The organism is Salmonirosea aquatica, assembly GCF_009296315.1.
Taxonomy (GTDB): Bacteria; Bacteroidota; Bacteroidia; order Cytophagales; family Spirosomataceae; genus Salmonirosea; species Salmonirosea aquatica.
The window spans coordinates 6,009,362-6,029,598 of record NZ_WHLY01000002.1 but is presented as its reverse complement, the minus strand read 5'-3'; the positions used below and the strand labels follow the sequence as shown (position 1 = coordinate 6,029,598).

Sequence of the window (20,237 nt, the reverse complement as noted above, 5' to 3'; positions counted from 1 at the left end):
TTGTCGAAAAATATGACACAATTCGCATATAATATTCACTCCAAAGGCAATTTTATGAGCGTTCATCCTTACCACTTTGACGAGATCATTTTTTACGGTATCACCCATTCCGCACCCGTCCGGCTGCCCAAATTCGCTATCAATGTGGAATGTGGCAATAGCACCACGGGCTTTGCCAGCCCTGCGGATGACTATATAGAAACCCGCCTCGATCTGAATGAATATCACCAGATACGCAAACACGCCTGTTTTCTGGTGGAAGCGGTCGGTGACTCCTTGATTGACGCGGGTATCTCTGAAAATGACTTGTTGATCGTGGATACAAGCCTAAACTATCGGGAAAACGATGTTGTCGTTTGCTGCCTCAATGGGTCCGTACAAGGCCAAGATGATAAAGCGGGAAGGGAAACGGCTCTTTCTCGTGTCCCGGAATCCACTCTTTGCACTTATTGAAATACAAGAATATGATGATTTGCGCGTGTTCGGGGTCGTCAAAGGATTTAGCCGCAATTTTCGGCGCGACTGATGCAATGGTTTGGCCTGCTCGACTGCAATAATTTTTACTGTTCCTGTGAACGGATTTTTGCGAGTGCATCAAAAAGTGTGGAGCAATTGATTCTTTGGTAACTTGATAAGGATTCAAACCCTTGCAGCCCCACCTTGTCATGATTGTCATGACCTTGTCATGCAAGCAAAAGATGTCATCCAGCCAGTTGCCGTTGATCCTCGAACTGCCATATATCATTTTAAGGTACACATCCTGAATATATCGCCGATGATCTACCGGCGCTTTATCATTGTCGGCAATACCCACCTAGCTGAGCTGCATCATTTAATACAACCGCGATGGCGGACCGTTGATGATGGGCTGGGAAAATCAGCATTTACACGTTTTTCATATCTGGGGATTGGATTATGGAATTGCCTATGAAGGAGGCACCTATTATCGTGATGACCCCAGTGAGATTTTTATTAAAGATTTAGGTCTGAGGGCTGGCGATAAATTCTCCTATGTGTATGATTTCGGCGATTACTGGCAACACGAGGTTCGGGTGGAGAAGGTTGAGAACGCCAGGCCAGGGTACCACCACCCAATTTGCACAGCTGGGCGGAGGGCCTGCCCTCCGGAAGACGTCGGTGGCCCCTACGCCTACCAGGATGCTTTGATCGGCCAGTTCAGCTGGATCCAGGAAACGTTATCGAATGTAATGGAGAGCATTGACAGGGGGGAGGTTCCAGACCTCGAACTGGATAACGCGCCCTGGTGGTATCTAAAGCATCGAAGCGAAGTGTTCGATAAGAAGAAAATGAACAGGGCTTTGGCAAAACTGTATCAAAAAAAGGGTGACGATAAATTTTGGATAACACTGGGTGGATACGATGAATATTTCGACGACTGAGAGGTCCACTTTCTGTATCAATATCTACGTTTAGGTATCAGTGGGCGTAAAACGGCGTGGCCGACCAGGCCAAAAATTGTGATACCTTCATCAATACGGTGCGTAAAGTCAAAGATTACATTTCCTGATAACCTTGATGATCATGAAATTCAAACTCCAACTGGTGTGTGAGGCCGGGGAAAACGAAACCGCTTGCACCGACGAAATTTTCACCTTTGATAAGTCCTTCGATACTTTTGAAAGCATCGGGATGACCATTGGCGAATCAAAGCAGCTATTGAAGAACATGTAGCAGTCCATCGTCGAAAAGCAACTGGGCGCTTTTATCAAAAGCAAGGGCCTGCAAGGGCTTCGGAAAAATGGGAACTATACGGTCAAGCTCAAGACCCTATTCGGCGATATCGCCTTTGAGAGTCCCAGGTATTATGGCGAAGACAAAAAGACGTTCAGTCCGTTGAATGAATTGCTCCCGAACCATACCACCCCTGAGCTCTTGTTTCTTGAAACCAAATGGGCGTGTTTGATCCCTTTTGAGAAGACGGCGAACTTGTTGAAAGAGGTCCTGCCGGTTGCGGAAACGATTAACGCCACAACGATCCAGAACCACCTGTACGGGTTGGCCCTGGCCCAGGAGCAAGAAGTTGGGGAAGAGCAGTGGATGTACGATTGCGGCAGCATAAACCAGCGGCAGGCGCTGCCAAGGCCGGAAAGAACCATGGTTGTGGGTATTGACGGCGGCTATGTCAGGGACTGGAATGACAAAAAGAGTGTGTTTGAAGTAATAGTAGGCAAGTCTCTCCCCGCTGAGAAACCGGCCAAATGCTTCGCGTTCGTCGGATCTTATGACCTGAAGTCCAAGCGAAGATTTTATAACCATCTGACGTCACAGGGGATGCAGCCCCACCAACAGATTGAATTCTTTTCGGATGGGGATGATAACTTACGGAATCTGCAAACCTACCTTAATGCGGAATCCACCCACATCCTGGATTGCCGGGCCGCCGGTGCGGTTTCACATCACCATGAAACTGACAGTCCTGCACCAGTGTGCATTGGGATTGATCAAAGTGGATGAAAATAGGGGGAGAGCCTCTCAACTTTTGTTGACCCGGATCAAATGGAATTTGTGGCACGGTAATGCTGTAAGGGCCATTGAGCACTGTGATGACCTTGACTTATACCTTACTGATCACCTGGAAGACAAGGCGCAGAAAAAAAAATACGACAAGATTAGGCCCTTTCAAACATACGTTGCCGATTTTGAGAAATACATCGCCAACAACCAGAGCTTTATCGTCAACTACGCCGAACGCTACCACTACGGTGAAGTTGTTTCAACGGGTTTTGTGGAGTCCACGGTCAATTATGTGATTGCCAAACGGCTTTCTAAAAAACAATCCATGCAGTGGACCAGAAAGGGTGCACACCTACTGCTTCAGGTCAGGACCAAGGTTTTGAACAATGAGTGGGAGGAGGTCTTTCGAAAGAGGTATCCCGATTTCAGGCCAATCAAATCCGTAAGCGAACCTATGGCCATCCAGGAAGCGGCATGAATCTCCCACACTTTTTGATGCTCTCCTGGATGCTCCGGACGGGCTTCTGCGTCGGGGATCGGGTCACGGTCACAGTCGATCAGGGTTTGATTCTCATCACCTACTAAGTTTCTCATCAGCCGGGGCGTCAGTCTCCGGCTTTTTTTATCATTTCTTATCTCTATAAACGATGGAAACGATTTCATTTGAATCAGTCAATAGACGCTTCAGGGCACAATGTGAAGTACTGGCCGTCAGCGATTTTTGGATCGTAGGGGAGGGCTGGGGCGAAGCCGCTCCCCCGGGCACCGTGGAGCAGCAGGTATGTGAGGCGGCACGGCAAGGTGCCACGGCGGTCAATCTTAACGTAAGGATGCAGCAGCGGGAGGCTTTCGCAGATTATCCGATCCAGTCGCTCTACCGCTATGAAAAGCAGCCACTTAGCCAGGGGCGTTCGCCCCTGGCTTTTTTCTTTTCATTCAAATTCTGACTGCTATGAAAACCTACGATTTCGGCCCCGTGCTGCCCATTAGCTTCAAAGAAGTCAAACGCCTGTACGGCCAGGCCTGTCAGATAATAACCATCCACGGCTACTGGATCTCGGGCCAGGGCTGGATCGAAGCCGATTTCCCCGAAGCCGTCGAAGCACAAATCCTGCGGGTGATCCTGATGGGCGCTACGGTGGTCAATCTCGAAATTCATCACCACGACCAGGTAACCTATGCGGATTACCTGATCCGGGAGATGCAAGAGAAAACCGAATAATCATTCGCCGGGCGGGCCTGACGGCCCGCCTTTTTGGCCTATCGGCCACCGGACCACCTCCGGCTCCGGCCCCACCCACCGCTTTGGCGAAAGCCGACGCCAAAGAAAATTCCGAAAACAAAAAAAAGGGCAGCCTACCGGCTGCCTGTTTTTGTACCGCTTGATATGTTTTTCGATAATTATTATCGGATTTCGTTAATTTAAAATACATTGTCAAATCGATCAAAAGCTTACCTAGGCCTCATACAGGCAGGATGTCTCCTGAGCATTGACACTACCTTGCTTAGTTGGATCGAAAACCAGGTTCGACGGCCAACCTAGAAGCAGTTGATGAAACAGGCGGAATCTATGAAGCTTTTAGCATGGACGTTTTTGGGAGTAAGGTTAGTTGCGTTTATACATCTGTCCGAAGGTATAGACGAACCTAGTTACGTTTATACAGATGTTGGGGGCAATTAAGAAAAAATAAAAATCAAATAAGATATGTCGAAATTTAAAAATGGTATTTTCATAAGTTATAGCCATAGAGATAAAGAATGGCTTAATAAATTAATGATTCACCTAAAACCATTGATAAGAAATGAGAAAATCAGAGTTTGGGATGATACACAAATCCAACCAGGGGCAAATTGGAGAGAAGAAATAACGAATGCAATTGAAGAATCAAGAATTGCTTTGTTGTTAGTTTCTCCAAATTTTCTTGCTTCTGATTTTATAATGGAAAATGAACTTCCACAAATCTTGAAAGATGCTTATGAAGGAAATACCATTATTTATTGGGTTGCTGTTAGCTACTCAGCTTATGACTTTACTAAACTTAAAGAGATACAAAGTGTAAATAGCCCAAACAAACCACTTGACAGTTTACCTCTATCTGAGCAGAATAAAGAACTTGTGGAAATTGCGAAAAGGATAGCTAATGGTGTTGAGGTAAATGTTGTTTCAAACTTCTTGCATGTAATTGATGAATTTGTTCCACAGCAGAAAGCCTTTTTAGATAAAGCTCCTGTTGATGAGCGAGAAAGAAAATACTCTATACAAGCTCATCAAAGTGGAGATAAAATTGAGCTGATAAGCGGTGAATATACCGTTGAAACAATTCGAGCAGAAGATTTTGATAGATTAGACCAAAGTTCTAAGCAACTAATAAGAAGCTATGAAAGGACAATGAAGGATTTGTTTGATAGATGGACAGAATTACAACCAAAGAGTTATTCCAGAGATGAATATTTAAAAGTCGAAGCAAGAAAAGAAATGGGCAATATAAGAACTGACTTATGTAGGCAGTTAAATGCAATTTTAGACTACTTGAACTATCTGGGAAAGAATTTAGAAGACCATTATCATCACGTAAGATATTTGTGTTCTCAAAGTGAAAAATAGAATGAGAACTGCCACCAACAAAGCATACCTGCCCATAGCCAGCAAAAGCTGGCTATGGGCAGGTATGCGGGACGTTCACGCAACTCCAAAACCAATAACACGGCGGACATTTTCTTCAATAATAGGAAGCATTTCTAATAGAAGTTTTTCCTTTGGAAATTCTGTTCCCCCCTTGATAATGTTATTTTTTGGTTTGTTTACCATTTTCAAAGGATTAGAATTGATTTTAATCTAAAAACTGGACAAGGTGCCATTTTTCAAGTCGGTGCTTTTGCAAGGATGGCTGGAAATCCCAATGCTTTTAAAATTAAAATTGTTAAGAATATAAATAAATTTCAATCGAAATTTACATATGGAACTCACATAATTGCCAAGTCTTTATGGTTTGATAATCTAAAAGGAGCAGTCGATAATTTCTATCCATTTATCGCAGCACTCCAATCAGAAATGGGGCTAAATCAAATACGTGTAGAAGGGTGAAGTGTTGATTCTACCATAACAGTCTGCAGCTAACAAGCAGCTTTGCACAAGCGGGGCAGACCCGGATCTATTTGCCAGCTTCTCAGTAGCAAGGATAGCACGACCAATACAAACGGATGCAGAATGTAGACGGAAAATGCGCAGCGTGACATTTCACTCATAAGGCCTGAGTGCCTGTTCAGGCTTTTTTTTCCATAGGCTAGCAACGCAGCCATTATGGAAATGCCAATAATTTGCTCCCAGAATGCATAGAGGAATGCGGCCATGTGCCATCCCCCAACAAACCATTCCAATGGTTGTCCGAAGACCATTTTAAGGGAATAAATAAGTGGAAAGCCTATGACGATCATGCAAAGGATGAAAATGTTTAGTTTCCGGTAATGTTGCTGATCAATCTGCCGGATCCATTTGTTTTCTGCAGCAATCAACCCAAAGGCGAACACGGCAATGTATTGCGGGAAATGCCCTAACTGAAAACCCAGCGGCTCTAGAACCATGCCCACCGCAAAAACAGTCCTGGTCAAAAAAGTCATGAGTGCAAGCCCAGCGGCAAAAAGCATAATCTGTTTAAGGGTTGGTAACTGCCAGTCTTTAAAATCAGAATTGGCGGTCTTTGTCCAAGCGACATAACATAGGGTGAACAACAACAAGGCCAGCACAAACCAAAGCACACCTACATTAATCCAGCCGTCATAACCCGACAGAAACTGCATAAAAGTAATATCATGCTTTCCCCCATAGCGGTAAACAAGGAAATTCATGACCGTTGCCTGGATCAGGGAATAATATACCAAAGGAATCCCTAATCTGAAAAACCGGTCCTTGATGAAAACCGCAGCCCCTTTACGTGTCAGGGACCCAGGAATAAAGAGTGCAGAAAGAAAAAAGAAAAAGCCCATAAAAAAGGACTGGTCGACGCATACGGCCATTGTCATGGGAATCACTGCGCCCCTCAATTCGGTTTTCTCAAAATAATACCAGCCGCCGGGCGCGCCGTAAGTTACTAAGGCATGATGTATGATTACAAGGGCCGTTAGTAACACTTTCAAATGGTCAATGTAAATAATTTTGCTTTCAGAATGCTGAGGGGGCAGGGATGAGTCAGTAAAGCGAGGCGGCATTTATTTCAGGGTTATGGCTAATTGCGCAAATTACAAAACGCCCGCCAATACTGGATATCTCCCCGGCGTCACATAAAGATTTATCAGGGTGGACTTTACATTAGTTGCACCAGCGTCTGACGCGCGCCTGTTTGACCCCAAGCTTTTTATTCTCTCCCACCTTGACAAACCGGCCGGACTGGATGGCCAGAGTTTCCTGGGCCTGTTGCAAAACCATCCGGTCCAAAAGTCCGAGGGGTTGGCTTTCAGTTATTTGAAAAGTGGCAACACTGTCAGGAACGACTGCTACAGGTACACCAGGTAATTCCGAAAGGGGAAGCCCAGCATTGAACTTTAGGACCATCAGTCCGACCCTTTTGAAAAGGACAACATTGCCGGAGCAAACCCAACAATAACCGCTGCGATGGATAAGTTGTGGCTCAAGGGTAACACCGGCATCTTCAGTGATGCAAAGTGAAAAGCCGACAGGCTGCTGTTGCAGCACTATGTTTTTTTCCAAAAGTGAACCGCCCGGGAATTGGCCTGCTGCGACAGATCGTATTTGATTATCAACCAGGTTAACCTATTTGATGAAACGTTTTCCCGGCATGTTGACAGCCACCCCCTCCTCAATCGTTCAGCAAGATACTCAAAGCAAAAACCGAACAGAGCCCGGTCATTTCCTGGGAAGAGGGAGAAAGGAATACCCGGCAGATGCCAGCCAGCCCAGGTAGCACCGACCTTCTCCGCAAAGGCATCAACCGTGGCCCATGGCGAATCGTATTTTATTTGACTGTCAACGGCCGACCATGCAGTCCGCCTATGCCTATACGCTTCCAGCCTGCGGACGAAGATGGCGGCTGTCAGCGGTCGGACGTAATAAAATTAATCGCCAGGACTGTCTCTTTTCCAGAGCCGTACGATGGTTATCATTTCCAAAGGGAGGCCCCGTGGTTTTTAAGTCTTGGAAATCGGTATTGGAGATTGACCAAGTCAAGCCCATGAGCATCTTCCGCTTCGAGTGTATGTTGTATGGCAGGCTCATTCTAATACTGGTTAACAACAAGTTGCAATCTGAATTCAAGTCTTACCCAGTAGAAGTGGAGGATTTCGAACTCAGTGAGTTTAAGGCGGTCAAAACACTAAAAAAAAGATAACGGCACTAATAAGAACTCTGGTAAGCGAGGCGGGTAAAGTCAAAGTATGGTTGGTGGAATTATTTTGCGATTGGACTAGGTATGCGCGGAAGGATTATAGGAAAAAGAATAAAAAACTATTGAAACCAACGCCAATTCAGCTCATAAACATAGTAGCCTGACGGCTAAGGTGTCCCCACAGACCTGAGCCCCCCGCTACTCCACTTTCAGGTGCGGGCATTGTTTCAGCACCTGGTCGAGATCCTTCTGGCGCTTTTTCTCCGAGTCATAGTACCAGGTGCGGACCAACTGGTCGTTTTCACCGTAGAAACACAGTACCCACAGGTTGGGCTTTTGGTCAAAGGGCGAGTTGAGCTTGACTTTTGACACGTTCGAGGGTTCGACCGCCAGATTGGCGATTCCGCCCTTGTACATGCTTTTCAATAGGGTCATGGCAGGGGATTTCAAGGGTGGTGGATGTAGGCTCGTATACCTGGGAAGGTCGGAAAATGGCGCTATCCTTCCTTTCCCACAGCCTGAATACCCCATTCAGGGCCGACACAGGCTTACTGAATAAAGTACGATCATAGATCGGTTTTGGATTTTTGGAAGTTGCCCCCTTCTTTTTTCCAAAAAAAGCCCGGAGTCAGAGCGGGAATGCTTCTCCGGGCCTAGTCAAACCAATCTTTCGACCAATCCGACCGCTGCAAATGTAGTTACAATTCCCGTAACGGCGGACCATCCCACTTTTTAATGGACCCGTTAATAGCAAGAATCGGATTGTGCCTACCACTGTCCGGGGGTACTTTCGGTGAACAAAGTTTACTGGATAATCAAAAGAAGCCATGCACAAGACTTGCAAACCCGCCATGCTCTATTTTGGCACACCCGTTGTTCTCATAAGTACCACAAACGAAAATGGTACAATCAATCTGGCCCCTATGTCTTCCATCTTTTGGCTCGGTTGGCGATGTGTCATAGGGCTTGGGAGAGGGTCGAAAACAACGGACAATCTAATCAGAACAAAAGAATGTGTATTAAATCTTCCCTCCGTCGACCAGGTGAACGCGGTTGACAAATTGGCTTTGACCACTGGGTCGGAGATAGTTCCGGCAGGAAAAATTAGAAGAGGATACACCTACGTACCAAACAAGTTTGAAATTGCCGGGGTATCACCGGTTGTTTCAGAAGTTGTATCAACCCCCGGTGTCCGGGAATGCCCGGTATGCCTTAAAGCCCTAGTACGGAAAATCCATCCTGTTGGTGAGGACGACGAGGTGATAAAGGGTCGAATTGTCAATATCGAACTGGAAATTGTTAATGTAAGGTTGCATAGCGAAATCCTTCAAGACGGGCAATCCAACAGGATCGACCCAAACAAATGGAGGCCATTGATCATGAGTTTCCAACATTTTTACGGGCTGGGAGATCAAATACACCCTTCTAGGATGGCCGAAATTCCAGAAGGACTCTATAAAATGGACCAAAATAGACCCTAATCCCCAGTTATGCGTAGCCTTCCGAAGGGAGTCATGTAGATTTATGCCCTATGATAAGCCTTGACATTGGGCTTATCGGGGAAGGGGGACTTAGTTCGATTTTCTAAACCATGGACACTTCGATTCCTGGTCTGTGGAGCTTATTCGAAACCTAATCCGGGCTCTTTGTCCCCACAGAAGTTCTTCCGGGCCTGCTCTTACATCACGCCGTTGATCGATGCCCGGACGCCTTTCGTCGGTGCCCGTGCGCCCTCTAACGATTACGGCTAGTGCGTTTCGGGTAGCTCACCGTCTTATTTATACAAGCACACTACCACCCTCTACGTGAAGATATAGCCATGGCCCTGTTGAAAAGTAAATTCAGTATCGGACTGCACAACCTGACGGTTGAAGAGGCCGAACTTGCCACCATCAGACTCAGTCCGCCCTACCCGGCCAAACCCAACGTGTGGGTCCTCTCTTTTTATGGGACAGACGGCCAGGTGGTGCGCACCTGGTACTACGATAGCGAGAAAAAGCGGAAGCTGGACCTCGAGCAGGTGCTGAAACACTGCCCACGCCTGAAAGTGGAGTAGGTTTACCCTATGATCGGATAGCCTGGATTCGAAAGAATGTGATTACTTGATTTAGTAATCGACAAAGAGGGGAGCCCATGGCTCCCCTCTTTGTGCCAAAAATGGATTTCCTGGAATTCAAAGACAGGGGAAATCCGTAACCCTTTTGGCCATCAGGTGAGTAAAACCCTACTGCTTCTGCACGCGCACCACGGCCTGGCCACCGAGCGCATCACGGCAGCGGATCAGGTAGACGCCCTCGGCTGCCTGGCCACCCAGGTCCATTTCGATCTCATTCAAGCCCTCACTGAGCTGCTCGGTGCGCTGCTGCACCGCGCGGCCCACCAGATCCAGCACATCGAGCCGGGCCGGGCCGGCCACCGGGCTGCTGACCTGCAGGGTCAACCGGCCGCTGGTGGGGTTGGGGTAGGCCTTCACGCTCAGGGCAAGGGAGGGCGGTGTGGCCTCCTGCGGCCCGTAGCCGATGCGGGAGGGCACATTGTTACTGCACCCGCCCAGCGTGTAGCCGAAGCGCAGGTAAGTGGGCACCAGGTACTGGGCGATGCACTGCTCGCGGCCGCCCAGGCATACCTTCACCCCGCCGTAGCCGCAGCGCACGTCGTTGACCGTGACGGTGATCTGCTTCTGGACCGAGCAGCCTGCCGCGTCGGTGGCCGTCACGGTGTAGGTCGTCGTCTGCGCACCCGGGCAAACCTGAGTGCTGGTGCCCGTGGCGCCGGTGCTCCAGGCCAGGCCGATGGCGCCCGTTCCTCCCGAAGCGCTGGCCGTCAGGGTGGTGCAGTTGCTGCCGTAGCCGTAAGTGACCGTCGTATTGCCCGAGGTGTTCAGGGTGATGGCCGGCCGGACCGTCACGTTCTGGCTGCTGGCATTCGAGCAGCCGTCGACGCTCACCGAGTAGGTGACCGAGAAGGTGCCGCTGCCGGCCTGGGCCGGATCGAAGGTGCTGCCGCTCACACCCTGCCCGCTGAACGTGCCGCCCGGAGTGGTGGGCGTCAGGGTGACGGCCGAAGCATCGGCGCAGTAGGTGGAAGACAGCCCCGTAAAGCTGGCGTCGGGCAGCGGGTTGACCGTCACGCTCTGCTGGCTGGAGCTGGTGCAGCCGTTGACCGTAATGGAGTAGGTGATATTGCCGCCTGAGCCGGCTTGGGCCGGCGTGAAGATGTTGCCCGACACGCCCGGTCCGGAGAAGGTGCCGCCCGGCATACTAGGTATCAAAGTCACCGCCGAAGCATCGGCGCAGTAGGTTGCCGCCAGTCCGGTGAAGCTGGCGTCGGGGGCGGGGTTGACCGTCACGCTCTGGCTGCTTGAATTCGAGCAGCCGTTGACCGTAATGGAGTAGGTGATGCTGCCGCCTGAGCCGGCTTGGGCCGGCGTGAAGATGCTGCCTGACACGCCCGGTCCGCCAAAGGTGCCGCCCGGAGTGGTCGGCGTCAGGGTGACGGCCGAAGCATCGGCGCAGTAGGTGGAAAACAGCCCCGAGAAGCTGGCGTCGGGGGCGGGGTTGACCGTCACGCTCTGGCTGCTTGAATTCGAGCAGCCGTTGACCGTAATGGAGTAGGTGATACTGCCGCCTGAGCCGGCCTGGGCCGGCGTGAAGGTGCTGCCCGACACGCCCGGTCCGCTGAAAGTACCGCCCGGTACATTTGCCGTTAAAGTCACGGCCGAAGCATCGGCGCAGTAGGTGGAAGACAGCCCCGAGAAGCTGGCGTCGGGCAGCGGGTTGACCGTCACGCTCTGCTGGCTGGAGCTGGTGCAGCCGTTGACGGTGACACTATAGGTGATGCTGCCGCCGCTGCCCGCATTGGCGGGGGTGAAGGTGCTGCCCGACACGCCCGGTCCGGAGAAGGTGCCGCCCGGCGTACTAGGTATCAAAGTCACCGCCGAAGCATCGGCGCAGTAGGTTGCGGACAGGCCCGAGAAGCTGGCGTCGGGGGCGGGGTTGACCGTCACGCTCTGGCTGGTGGCATTGGTGCAGCCGTTGACCGTAATGGAGTAGGTGATGCTGCCGCCTGAGCCGGCCTGGGCCGGCGTGAAGGTGCTGCCTGACACGCCCGGTCCGGAGAAGGTACCGCCCGGAGTGGTGGGCGTCAGGGTGACGGCCGAAGCATCGGCGCAGTAGGTGGAAGTCAGGCCGGTGAAGCTGGCGTCGGGGGCGGGGTTGACCGTCACGCTCTGGCTGCTTGAATTCGAGCAGCCGTTGACCGTAATGGAGTAGGTGATGCTGCCGCCGGAGCCCGCCTGGGCCGGGGTGAAGGTGCTGCCCGACACGCCCGGTCCGCTGAACGTACCGCCCGGAGTGGTCGGCGTGAGCGTCACAGGACTTGCATCGGCGCAGTAGGTTGCGGCCAGGCCGGTGAAACTGGCGTCAGGCAGCGGGTTGACCGTCACGCTCTGCTGGCTGGAGCTGGTGCAGCCGTTGACCGTAATGGAGTAGGTGATACTGCCGCCGGAGCCGGCCTGGGCCGGCGTGAAGGTGCTGCCCGACACGCCCGGTCCGCTGAACGTACCGCCCGGAGTGGTCGGCGTGAGCGTCACAGGACTTGCGTCGGCGCAGTAGGTGGAAAACAGCCCCGAGAAGCTGGCGTCGGGGGCGGGGTTGACCGTCACGCTCTGGCTGCTTGAATTCGAGCAGCCGTTGACCGTAATGGAGTAGGTGATGCTGCCGCCGGAGCCCGCCTGGGCCGGTGTGAAGGTGCTGCCCGACACGCCCGGTCCGCTGAAAGTACCGCCCGGTACATTTGCCGTTAAAGTCACGGCCGAAGCATCGGCGCAGTAGGTGGAAGACAGCCCCGAGAAGCTGGCGTCGGGCAGCGGGTTGACCGTCACGCTCTGCTGGCTGGAGCTGGTGCAGCCGTTGACGGTGACACTATAGGTGATGCTGCCGCCGCTGCCCGCATTGGCGGGGGTGAAGGTGCTGCCCGACACGCCCGGTCCGGAGAAGGTGCCGCCCGGCGTACTAGGTATCAAAGTCACCGCCGAAGCATCGGCGCAGTAGGTTGCCGCCAGTCCGGTGAAGCTGGCGTCGGGGGCGGGGTTGACCGTCACGCTCTGGCTGGTGGCATTGGTGCAGCCGTTGACCGTAATGGAGTAGGTGATGCTGCCGCCTGAGCCGGCTTGGGCCGGCGTGAAGATGCTGCCTGACACGCCCGGTCCGCCAAAGGTGCCGCCCGGAGTGGTCGGCGTCAGGGTGACGGCCGAAGCATCGGCGCAGTAGGTTCCGGCCAGGCCGGTGAAACTGGCGTCAGGCAGCGGGTTGACCGTCACGCTCTGCTGGCTGGAGCTGGTGCAGCCGTTGACCGTAATGGAGTAGGTGATACTGCCGCCTGAGCCGGCCTGGGCCGGCGTGAAGGTGCTGCCCGACACGCCCGGTCCGCTGAAAGTACCGCCCGGTACATTTGCCGTTAAAGTCACGGCCGAAGCATCGGCGCAGTAGGTGGAAGACAGCCCCGAGAAGCTGGCGTCGGGCAGCGGGTTGACCGTGACCGTGGAGGTAGCCGATAAATTTTGCGAGCAGTTGTCATTGGCCACACTAACCAGCGTCAGGGTAACGTTGGCCATGGCGTTACTGGCAGTGATGGTCTGGCTGCTTCCGTTAAGCGCCAGGGTCTGGTTGCCGCTGAGGCCCGTAAGCGTGTAGGTCAAAGTGGCCCCGCTGGTGCCGCTCACGGTGAAAGTGGCGTTGCCGCCCGCACATATGGGCCCGTTATTGCCGGCAATGCTGGCCTCGGGCTGTGTACACTCTCCGTAGGTAATCGTGACCAACCCATTGCCCGAGTTAGCTCCGGCTGTGTTCGTTTGGTTGGTACCGCCATTGTACGAGCCTCCTCCCCCGCCCACGCCGCCAAGTTGCCCCCCACCACCGCCAGCGCCACCACCGCCCGAATAGCCGCCCCCACCACCGCCGAGGAAATAGGTGGTGCCATTTCCACCACCGCCAAACCCTCCTATACCATACTGGGTACCGCCCCCTGCGCCCCCGTTGACAAATGCTTGCCCCCCGTGAAATACAATCCCTCCACCAGCGCCATCGGCACCGTCCGAAAGCAATCCGCCACCCGATCCTGATACAAAATTCCCGGTACCATTACCACCACCGCCATTGCCACTGTTGCCGCCACTGCTTCCCAGGTTTGCTCCATTCCCTCCACCGGTGCCTGTTTGCCCTTCTTTATCGGGCGAATCGGTTTGGTCACCACTTCCACCCCCACCACCTGCAATCACGAGGGGTTGTTATTATTATCCGTCACAAAAGTCCCTCCACCACCGCCATTCCCACCTATTCCTTGCTGACCCACAAGTATTTTTAGCTGGGAGCCGGGTGTCACGGCAACCGTACCCGTGATGCTGGCTCCCTTGCCCGGCCTGAAATCAGAATTAGGGTAGTTGCCACCTTCGGCTCCCCGCGCTTCGATGGTAAGTGAAGTAACGCCGGCGGGTACCGTCCAGAAAACGATAGCCCCCGAATAGTTGAAGGTCTCGGTCGTAACAGCGCTAATGCGGGCCCCCGCACCCGCCTTGTGAATACTATGGGCCGGGGCCAGCGGCTGGGCGGGCCGAGCCGCTGGTTTAAGCCCGTCAGGCAGTTGCCTATTCGTATTAGGTGCGGAGGGGTCGATCGGCTCCGGGCGACCTCTGCCTGTCTGGGCCAGAAGTGGCAGGCTTACCAGCAGCAGGGCCACCCAGGACATGCCGAGACGTAAATTTGCTTTCATAACAGTTGGAATCTAGGGGTAAAGGATAAAAAAGTGAGTAAACAGGAAATATACCAGATTAAATATGACTGGATCCGAAAAAACAACCGCATAATGCCGTACCAGGGTAAAAAACGGCCCACATGGACACTACCCGGCTGAAAGCAGCGGTAGAGCATATGAGAATATATGAGAATAATAGTATAAAAGATTGTTAGGCAGTAGCCAGCCCCGACGGGTTGGCTACTATTTGCTGACGCTCACAACGGTTGGCCGAGGCTTTCGCGGAAATGGCCCAATTCATTCCCTTTACGACCGGATGCTTCTGCCCGTCGGGCTTGATGAGCAGAATTCGGCTATCGATGTTTCCGGTGCCTGATTCCGACACAAAAATACGGCCGATGGGGGCTGTCTCGACGCCGATGGGGGCCACCAGTCCCGTGGCCAGGGTAGTCACGCTTAGGGGAAGGGTAGGTTCGAGTCGGTGGTCTTCACAACCACTAAGGGCGGCAGCGGCCAGCAACAGACAGGGTAGGTACAGTTTGTGCAGCATGGGGATGTAAGGGAATTGGTTTGGAGGTGGACAACGCGTTGGTCAACCTTGCGCCTGCGCTGTTGCTGAAAACTTTTACTGCAAACTTAAGCGATTGTACCTTGCCCGTGTTAACTCCTATGTTACATCTTTTGCTCCTATGTTGCAACAGGACAATTTTCTTTTGCTCCTATGTTCCAAACGTTTTGCTCCTATGTTTCAGAATTTTGTTAAGTTACTGAAAATGAGAGAGCTAATTGGCATAAGGCTAAGTGGCTCGTCCAAAAGGAAAAAAATAAGATGGAAAAAGGGATCGGTTAATCGTTGCCTGCCCACTCGGAGGAAGGAACACCCATCAGTTCCTGAAAGGATTTCGAGAATTAGGACAGGCTCTCAAAACCCGTCTGATAGGCTGTTTCCGAGACAGTAAACCTACCCGTACTGAGCAGTTCGGCTGAGCTGCCCGGCGGGCGTGATCTGTTCAGGAATCTGGAAGAACAGAAAGAATATGGTACCCTGCAAGCTACCTCGCCCGGCTTACCGACCTACGCTACGGCCTGGTACCCCGAAACGGAGTTCTGCTATATGAAAGCAGGTGATAGGTTTTTTGCGGATAAAGGCGGTTTCAACGCTGAGAGTCACGATCATAATTAAAGCTTATCAGAAGTAATATTTTTGCTATATTGGGCCTGAACTAATCGTTCGTGATGGAGCTATCGGATGGAAAAGAAGGTGCGCTAATCCGGTTCGCCGACAAGGTGGGCCGGTACGTGCAGGCCGGCCTGGAGGGGCCCCCAACACCCGGCGGGCCTACCGGGCCGACCTGCGCCACTACGCCGGCTGGTGCCAGCAGCAGGGGCTGGCCGCCCTGCCGGCCGAGGCGGACATCCTCTCGGCCTACCTGGCCCACCTGGCCGACGGCTGCAAGTGGGCCACCATCCAGCGGCGCATGGCGGCCCTGCGCAAATGGCACGAGCTCAAGGACGAGCCGTTTGTCTCCGGGCACAAGCAGGTGCGGGCCGTACTCGAGGGCATCCGGCGGAGGAAGGGAGTACGTCAGAAACAGGCCCCGGCCTTCGAGCTGGACGAGTTCCGTGCCCTGGTCCAGTCCCTGGATCCCGACAACCCGACCGAACTGCGGGACAAGCTGGTGCTGCTGCTGGGCTTCACCGGAGCCTTCCGGCGCTCCGAGCTGGTGGCCCTCGACATCGGGGACCTGGCCTTCTCGCGGCAGGGACTCATCATCACCCTGACCCGCAGCAAGACCAACCAGTACGGGGAGGTGGAGCAGAAGGCGTTCTTCTTCCACCCCGACCCCCTGCTGTGCCCCATCCGGACGCTTGAGGCGTGGCTGGCCCAGCGGCCCCCGGGCGGGCCGCTGCTGGTCCGGTTCCGCAAGGGCCGCCGGCACGGCGAGGTCCGCCTGACCGAGGAGCGGCTGTCGGACAAGAGCGTGGACAACATCGTCAAGCACTACCTGGGCGTGGAGTACTCGGCCCACTCGCTGCGGGCCTCGTTCGTGACGGCCGCCAAGCCGAACGGGGCCGATGACCTGGAGGTCATGCAGCAGACCAAGCACCGGACCTCGGCCATGATCCAGCGCTACACCCGCACCGATGACATCCGCAGGTACAATGCCGGCAAGAAGCTGGGGCTGTAAAGCGTCACTTGTTCGTGATGTTCCAACTAAAATAGTCTACACTGATAGCTAACACCATATGATGCAGCGTTCGTAAAATGTAAAATATTTCATCTAGCTATATTTCTGTAAGATTTATAGGTTTATAATAAACTTATATTACTAGAACTTTATCCTTTTTATAAGAAATAAATAATTATTAATAATCATTATTTATTTAATTATATTTCACTTTTTTATCATTTTAGTTAAATACAGGCTTTTTTATGGTCTCCGACTGAGTGCCGATTATGAGCGGTCAGTCAAGGCCTCTGAGGCCATGATTCAGCTGGGCATGATCCGCATAATGATTCGAAGATTATAAAATTTAGATAGCTTCTTAGGGGGTTGAGAAGATAGAATCAAGGTGAATCGCGGACCTGCATGTATTGGGTTTTGATCCAGGTGAAACAATCCTTGTTTCGAAACCTGACAGGAGGGTTTCTTTTGTTCGGGTTACGAGGGTATAAAAGTGCGGTTTTGAGCTTAACGGTAGGGGGATATTATTCCTTGCGGCCCGCGGCCTACTGTGCCGCCCTCGTGCAATCTTTAAATTTAATCCATTCAGACCTCTATCCAAACTGTTGGGAGCCATGAAACGGTGAGACAAAGCCATTATCTCAGTGCCCTGACTAATTCATTTCGGTCATTCTGCCATCCAATCAAAATTCTGATGCTTAGCAATCTATACACCCGATTCGTTACAATTTGTGTCATCTCTTTCTTATTTTTAAAAACGGCCTTTGCCCAACCCTCTGAAAAATACTATTTGATTAAAGCGGGGCGGTTGTACGATTCCGAAAAGAATGAATTCCAGCAGAATAAACAAATACTGGTCAAAGGGAGTACCATTCTGAGAGTGGGTGATAAACTTGATGTCCCCTTGGGTGCTACTGTTTTGGACTATGGGGATGCTACCGTCACGCCCGGATTGATTGACGCCCATTCCCATTTGCTTTTCAGGCAGGGACCGGCCGAAAACCTCGCTCACGACGGCATGATGAACTCACCGGAAACCCGGGTGTTACGGGCTGTGGGATATGCGAGGAGCTATTTGAGAGCCGGCTTTACTTCGATCCGTGATCTGGGAAATTCCGAACAATATTTGGATCTGGAAGTCCGGAACGCGATCGAGAGGGGTGATTTCCCCGGCCCCAGAATGGTGATTTCGGGCCCGATCATAAGTGCCATGGACGGACAGTTGTACGGGATGCCGGTGAAGGATTTTGACAAATATTCCAGCAAGGAGTATTCGATGGTCAGTGGGGTCGAGGAAGCCAGGAAGGCCGTCAAGGAGCATATTGCTCGGGGGGTGGACGTCATCAAGATAACGGCGATTGGCAACCGCCTGGTCCTGACTCTCGAAGAAATGAAGGCAATCGTGCAGGCGGCTCATAGCGAAAGGGTAAAAGTGACGGCACACTGCGACCGCGACTGGGCGGTGCACGCTGCCATCGAAGCGGGCGTTGACGGGCTTGAACACGGCTATGGCTTCCGGCAGTCGACCCTTGACACTATCGCCAGGAAGGGAATATATCTTGTTCCCACAGACGGCTCCGTGGACCTTCGGGCGATATATCTGAAACGGCAGAATATGGCATTTGAGGAGCAGGCGGTCAGGTCGAATTTCAAACCCCTTCAGGACAGGATACAGGCTGCGCATAAGGCCGGCGTCATGATCGTTGCCGGTTCGGATGCGTATGTCGACTTTGACATGCCCAGGGGAGAGGTGGCCAAATACACCATTTCCGGCTATTATGATGCAGGCTTGTCGGCGGCTGACGTGTTGAAGACAGCGACATACAATGCCTCGGTTGCTCTGGGAATGGAAGGTCAGATCGGCGTTTTGAAGCAGGCTGCCATGGCAGACCTGTGTGTTTTCAATGGAGATCTGCAGAAGGATTTCAAGAAGGGGCTCTTTGAAGTCAGGATGGTGATGAAAAACGGCGTGGTGGAGTATCAGAATTAATGTCCCCTTGTAAGATACATAGCTGGGCTTGTCAAAAAGTGTATTGGTGTCTACACAATAGTATGCATCAGTATTGGCCGGTAAGGATAAGCTAATCCTGTTTCCGAAAGTCAGATCGCCTGGCCTGAAATATTGTTGATTGGACCTTTCGCGGAGATAACGGTGAAAGTGTCGACTGTTCAGGCTGGCCAGCGTCGGTATACGGGTGCTCGGTGGTCTCGTCTGGCAGCTTCCGGATTTTCCTCAGCACCGACCTGTTGCAGGACTGTTTCAGTTCTTCTATCCCTTGCAGCGCCTGGTCGGTAAAGCAATGTGATAACTCATAATCCCAGGAGTCGGTCGAAGTCTGCTTCATGCACTAGGTTGGTTTTACCGGCCTGGTATTGGGCGATGCCTTCCTGGATCTCGGCCCTCACATAACTGGAATGGTCCTGATTATCGGGAGTGTGCCGCCAATTCAAACCATCCCAGACTTCCAATATGAAATGACATAAGCCAGCTGATGCTCCGCTTACGCGACATTCCAATACAAAAAGAATGTTGACAGCATCGATCTCCCCTGAAGGTATCTGGAACGGAATAACCGATTTGAGGCGCATTGAAAATATTTACCAGTCCTTTGTCACAAAACCTGGCTTTTCCGGTCTTAGCTGTAAAACGCTCGACAAAATGGATACCCCCTTCCTTGCCCCCGTTGAAAAGCCGAAAAGCTTCTCCTGGAAATTGCTCTACTACTTTACGCGGAAACGTTTCGGCCAAGTAATCACTCCCCTGAAGGTGATGTCGGTCCGAATGCCGGTTGCTTTCGGCTCTTTTTCCGGGAAAATAAGCCAGCTTGACAAAAAGCTGAAACTGCCGGCGGAAACGGTGATGCTGGTGCGCCAGCGGGTGGCCCAGCTGAACGTGTGCCTTTTCTGCATCGACATCGGACGGGCGTACTCGATTAGGGCCCGCATGGACCAGGCCAAATTCGATACCTTGTCCGATTACGCCAACAGCCCGCTTTTCTCGGAAAGAGAGAGGGCACTGCTCGATTTTGTCACCCGGCTGACACGGGACCGCAAGATGGATACCCCCCTCTTCCAAAGGCTTGCCCACTATTTCGATGAACGCGAAATCTGTGAGATAAACTGGATCATCGCCACCGAGTTTTACTACAATATGGGTAATATTGGGCTTAACATTCACTCCGACAGGCTCTGCGATATCGCTAAAAAGAGTCGGTCGAATTGACCCGAACCTGGCCTTATGGTGGAAAACACCCATCGGCCTGACTTCAACCGCTTATGGTAATCACCGATTAAAGTGCGCCAGTAGCGATGGAACGATCCCTTCCGGCGTTGTTGCGGGCGGATATTTTTCTGCGATTGCATTAGTCGTGTTTTCGGTTGAATCAATACTTTGCTGTTTCATAACTTTGGTTGATTTTGTTTTGTTGATGCAAAACAAGCTTGCGCGCAGATTTGAATTGTCCTACAAATCCTCACAAAAGGTGGA

The 20,237-nt window shown here is 52.0% G+C and carries 23 protein-coding genes; 15 read left to right on the top strand and 8 right to left on the bottom strand.

Translation table 11 applies throughout. The features are described 5' to 3' along the window. Positions 1 to 12 precede the first annotated feature (12 nt). The 8 genes from GBK04_RS26210 to GBK04_RS26175 all read left to right on the top strand — a co-directional run bounded on the left by GBK04_RS26210 (position 13) and on the right by GBK04_RS26175 (position 5,080). Entirely contained in the window at positions 13 to 453 is a 441-nt protein-coding gene (locus GBK04_RS26210) for a S24 family peptidase (protein ID WP_152764895.1), read from the top strand. A 407-nt stretch (positions 454 to 860) separates the two neighbouring features. Next, positions 861 to 1,400 carry a plasmid pRiA4b ORF-3 family protein gene (locus tag GBK04_RS26200; protein WP_152764891.1) on the top strand — a complete coding sequence of 180 codons (540 nt, stop codon included), beginning with the start codon at positions 861 to 863 and terminating at the stop codon, positions 1,398 to 1,400. Between the two features lie 142 nt (positions 1,401 to 1,542). Further along, positions 1,543 to 1,692 (top strand): hypothetical protein, encoded by a 150-nt coding sequence (locus GBK04_RS31180; protein WP_373331366.1) that lies wholly within the window; start codon positions 1,543 to 1,545, stop codon positions 1,690 to 1,692. A 258-nt stretch (positions 1,693 to 1,950) separates the two neighbouring features. Further along, a complete protein-coding gene (locus GBK04_RS26195) occupies positions 1,951 to 2,475 on the top strand; it encodes a hypothetical protein (RefSeq protein ID WP_152766663.1) in 525 nt (174 codons plus the stop codon). Further along, a complete protein-coding gene (locus GBK04_RS26190; protein WP_152764888.1) occupies positions 2,423 to 2,953 on the top strand; it encodes a hypothetical protein in 531 nt (176 codons plus the stop codon). The genes GBK04_RS26195 and GBK04_RS26190 overlap by 53 nt, the downstream gene beginning before the upstream one ends. A gap of 169 nt (positions 2,954 to 3,122) precedes the next feature. Beyond that, complete coding sequence (locus tag GBK04_RS26185) at positions 3,123 to 3,422, top strand: hypothetical protein (protein ID WP_152764887.1); 300 nt, start codon at positions 3,123 to 3,125, stop codon at positions 3,420 to 3,422. Positions 3,423 to 3,427: 5 nt separating this feature from the next. Continuing rightward, the gene (locus GBK04_RS26180; protein WP_152764885.1) at positions 3,428 to 3,697 is read left to right on the top strand and encodes a hypothetical protein; all 270 of its coding nucleotides are present in this window, start codon (positions 3,428 to 3,430) and stop codon (positions 3,695 to 3,697) included. Positions 3,698 to 4,180: 483 nt separating this feature from the next. Then, positions 4,181 to 5,080 (top strand): toll/interleukin-1 receptor domain-containing protein, encoded by a 900-nt coding sequence (locus tag GBK04_RS26175; protein ID WP_152764883.1) that lies wholly within the window; start codon positions 4,181 to 4,183, stop codon positions 5,078 to 5,080. Between the two features lie 75 nt (positions 5,081 to 5,155). On the opposite strand, the gene GBK04_RS31175 is transcribed toward GBK04_RS26175, so the two are convergent. After that, entirely contained in the window at positions 5,156 to 5,290 is a 135-nt protein-coding gene (locus GBK04_RS31175) for a hypothetical protein (protein WP_373331365.1), read from the bottom strand. A gap of 69 nt (positions 5,291 to 5,359) precedes the next feature. On the opposite strand from GBK04_RS31175, the gene GBK04_RS26170 reads away from it, so the two are divergent. After that, positions 5,360 to 5,560 carry a hypothetical protein gene (locus GBK04_RS26170; RefSeq protein WP_152764881.1) on the top strand — a complete coding sequence of 67 codons (201 nt, stop codon included), beginning with the start codon at positions 5,360 to 5,362 and terminating at the stop codon, positions 5,558 to 5,560. A gap of 29 nt (positions 5,561 to 5,589) precedes the next feature. Here GBK04_RS26170 and GBK04_RS26165 read toward each other — a convergent pair whose 3' ends face one another. The 3 genes from GBK04_RS26165 to GBK04_RS26155 form a co-directional block, all read right to left on the bottom strand. Next, the gene (locus tag GBK04_RS26165) at positions 5,590 to 6,681 is read right to left on the bottom strand and encodes an acyltransferase family protein (protein WP_152764879.1); all 1,092 of its coding nucleotides are present in this window, start codon (positions 6,679 to 6,681) and stop codon (positions 5,590 to 5,592) included. Positions 6,682 to 6,781: 100 nt separating this feature from the next. Further along, a complete protein-coding gene (locus GBK04_RS26160) occupies positions 6,782 to 7,180 on the bottom strand; it encodes a hypothetical protein (protein ID WP_152764877.1) in 399 nt (132 codons plus the stop codon). Between the two features lie 832 nt (positions 7,181 to 8,012). Next, on the bottom strand, positions 8,013 to 8,249 hold the full coding sequence (locus GBK04_RS26155) for a hypothetical protein (protein ID WP_152764876.1): 237 nt from the start codon (positions 8,247 to 8,249) through the stop codon (positions 8,013 to 8,015). 392 nt (positions 8,250 to 8,641) lie between these two features. Between GBK04_RS26155 and GBK04_RS26150 the strand changes: the two genes are divergently transcribed. Further along, positions 8,642 to 9,295: a flavin reductase family protein gene (locus GBK04_RS26150; RefSeq protein WP_152764874.1), complete on the top strand. Its 654-nt coding sequence runs from the start codon at positions 8,642 to 8,644 to the stop codon at positions 9,293 to 9,295. Between the two features lie 338 nt (positions 9,296 to 9,633). Next, a complete protein-coding gene (locus tag GBK04_RS26145; protein ID WP_152764872.1) occupies positions 9,634 to 9,870 on the top strand; it encodes a hypothetical protein in 237 nt (78 codons plus the stop codon). Between the two features lie 168 nt (positions 9,871 to 10,038). On the opposite strand, the gene GBK04_RS26140 is transcribed toward GBK04_RS26145, so the two are convergent. Continuing rightward, the gene (locus GBK04_RS26140; protein WP_373331364.1) at positions 10,039 to 13,428 is read right to left on the bottom strand and encodes a T9SS type A sorting domain-containing protein; all 3,390 of its coding nucleotides are present in this window, start codon (positions 13,426 to 13,428) and stop codon (positions 10,039 to 10,041) included. Here GBK04_RS26140 and GBK04_RS31170 point away from each other — a divergent pair. After that, positions 13,375 to 13,935, top strand: coding sequence for a hypothetical protein (locus GBK04_RS31170; RefSeq protein ID WP_373331363.1), 561 nt, complete (start codon positions 13,375 to 13,377; stop codon positions 13,933 to 13,935). The two genes, GBK04_RS26140 and GBK04_RS31170, sit on opposite strands and share 54 nt — an antisense overlap. Positions 13,936 to 14,087: 152 nt before the next feature. Here the strand turns inward: GBK04_RS31170 and GBK04_RS26125 are convergent, their stop codons facing one another. Next, positions 14,088 to 14,582, bottom strand: a complete 495-nt coding sequence (locus GBK04_RS26125; protein ID WP_152764866.1) for a hypothetical protein — start codon at positions 14,580 to 14,582, stop codon at positions 14,088 to 14,090. Between the two features lie 193 nt (positions 14,583 to 14,775). Then, positions 14,776 to 15,114 carry a hypothetical protein gene (locus GBK04_RS26120; protein ID WP_152764864.1) on the bottom strand — a complete coding sequence of 113 codons (339 nt, stop codon included), beginning with the start codon at positions 15,112 to 15,114 and terminating at the stop codon, positions 14,776 to 14,778. 802 nt (positions 15,115 to 15,916) lie between these two features. Between GBK04_RS26120 and GBK04_RS26115 the strand changes: the two genes are divergently transcribed. Further along, a complete protein-coding gene (locus GBK04_RS26115) occupies positions 15,917 to 16,753 on the top strand; it encodes a site-specific integrase (RefSeq protein WP_152764862.1) in 837 nt (278 codons plus the stop codon). Positions 16,754 to 17,444: 691 nt separating this feature from the next. Beyond that, positions 17,445 to 18,740, top strand: a complete 1,296-nt coding sequence (locus GBK04_RS26110; RefSeq protein ID WP_152764860.1) for an amidohydrolase family protein — start codon at positions 17,445 to 17,447, stop codon at positions 18,738 to 18,740. Between the two features lie 320 nt (positions 18,741 to 19,060). Here GBK04_RS26110 and GBK04_RS26105 read toward each other — a convergent pair whose 3' ends face one another. Then, the gene (locus tag GBK04_RS26105; protein WP_152764858.1) at positions 19,061 to 19,339 is read right to left on the bottom strand and encodes a hypothetical protein; all 279 of its coding nucleotides are present in this window, start codon (positions 19,337 to 19,339) and stop codon (positions 19,061 to 19,063) included. Between the two features lie 70 nt (positions 19,340 to 19,409). Between GBK04_RS26105 and GBK04_RS26100 the strand changes: the two genes are divergently transcribed. Continuing rightward, the gene (locus tag GBK04_RS26100; RefSeq protein WP_152764856.1) at positions 19,410 to 19,973 is read left to right on the top strand and encodes a carboxymuconolactone decarboxylase family protein; all 564 of its coding nucleotides are present in this window, start codon (positions 19,410 to 19,412) and stop codon (positions 19,971 to 19,973) included. The last annotated feature ends 264 nt before the right edge of the window (positions 19,974 to 20,237 follow it).

Bases quoted from the DNA above. Each gene is read 5' to 3' on its own strand.
- GBK04_RS26210 (WP_152764895.1), top strand. From the start codon at position 13: ATGACACAATTCGCATATAATATTCACTCCAAAGGCAATTTTATGAGC.
- GBK04_RS26200 (WP_152764891.1), top strand. From the start codon at position 861: ATGATGGGCTGGGAAAATCAGCATTTACACGTTTTTCATATCTGGGGA.
- GBK04_RS31180 (WP_373331366.1), top strand. From the start codon at position 1,543: ATGAAATTCAAACTCCAACTGGTGTGTGAGGCCGGGGAAAACGAAACC.
- GBK04_RS26190 (WP_152764888.1), top strand. From the start codon at position 2,423: ATGAAACTGACAGTCCTGCACCAGTGTGCATTGGGATTGATCAAAGTG.
- GBK04_RS26185 (WP_152764887.1), top strand. From the start codon at position 3,123: ATGGAAACGATTTCATTTGAATCAGTCAATAGACGCTTCAGGGCACAA.
- GBK04_RS26180 (WP_152764885.1), top strand. From the start codon at position 3,428: ATGAAAACCTACGATTTCGGCCCCGTGCTGCCCATTAGCTTCAAAGAA.
- GBK04_RS26175 (WP_152764883.1), top strand. From the start codon at position 4,181: ATGTCGAAATTTAAAAATGGTATTTTCATAAGTTATAGCCATAGAGAT.
- GBK04_RS26170 (WP_152764881.1), top strand. From the start codon at position 5,360: ATGGCTGGAAATCCCAATGCTTTTAAAATTAAAATTGTTAAGAATATA.
- GBK04_RS26165 (WP_152764879.1), bottom strand. From the start codon at position 6,681: ATGCCGCCTCGCTTTACTGACTCATCCCTGCCCCCTCAGCATTCTGAA.
- GBK04_RS26155 (WP_152764876.1), bottom strand. From the start codon at position 8,249: ATGACCCTATTGAAAAGCATGTACAAGGGCGGAATCGCCAATCTGGCG.
- GBK04_RS26150 (WP_152764874.1), top strand. From the start codon at position 8,642: ATGCACAAGACTTGCAAACCCGCCATGCTCTATTTTGGCACACCCGTT.
- GBK04_RS26145 (WP_152764872.1), top strand. From the start codon at position 9,634: ATGGCCCTGTTGAAAAGTAAATTCAGTATCGGACTGCACAACCTGACG.
- GBK04_RS26140 (WP_373331364.1), bottom strand. From the start codon at position 13,428: ATGGCCAACGTTACCCTGACGCTGGTTAGTGTGGCCAATGACAACTGC.
- GBK04_RS26125 (WP_152764866.1), bottom strand. From the start codon at position 14,582: ATGAAAGCAAATTTACGTCTCGGCATGTCCTGGGTGGCCCTGCTGCTG.
- GBK04_RS26120 (WP_152764864.1), bottom strand. From the start codon at position 15,114: ATGCTGCACAAACTGTACCTACCCTGTCTGTTGCTGGCCGCTGCCGCC.
- GBK04_RS26110 (WP_152764860.1), top strand. From the start codon at position 17,445: ATGCTTAGCAATCTATACACCCGATTCGTTACAATTTGTGTCATCTCT.
- GBK04_RS26105 (WP_152764858.1), bottom strand. From the start codon at position 19,339: ATGCGCCTCAAATCGGTTATTCCGTTCCAGATACCTTCAGGGGAGATC.
- GBK04_RS26100 (WP_152764856.1), top strand. From the start codon at position 19,410: ATGGATACCCCCTTCCTTGCCCCCGTTGAAAAGCCGAAAAGCTTCTCC.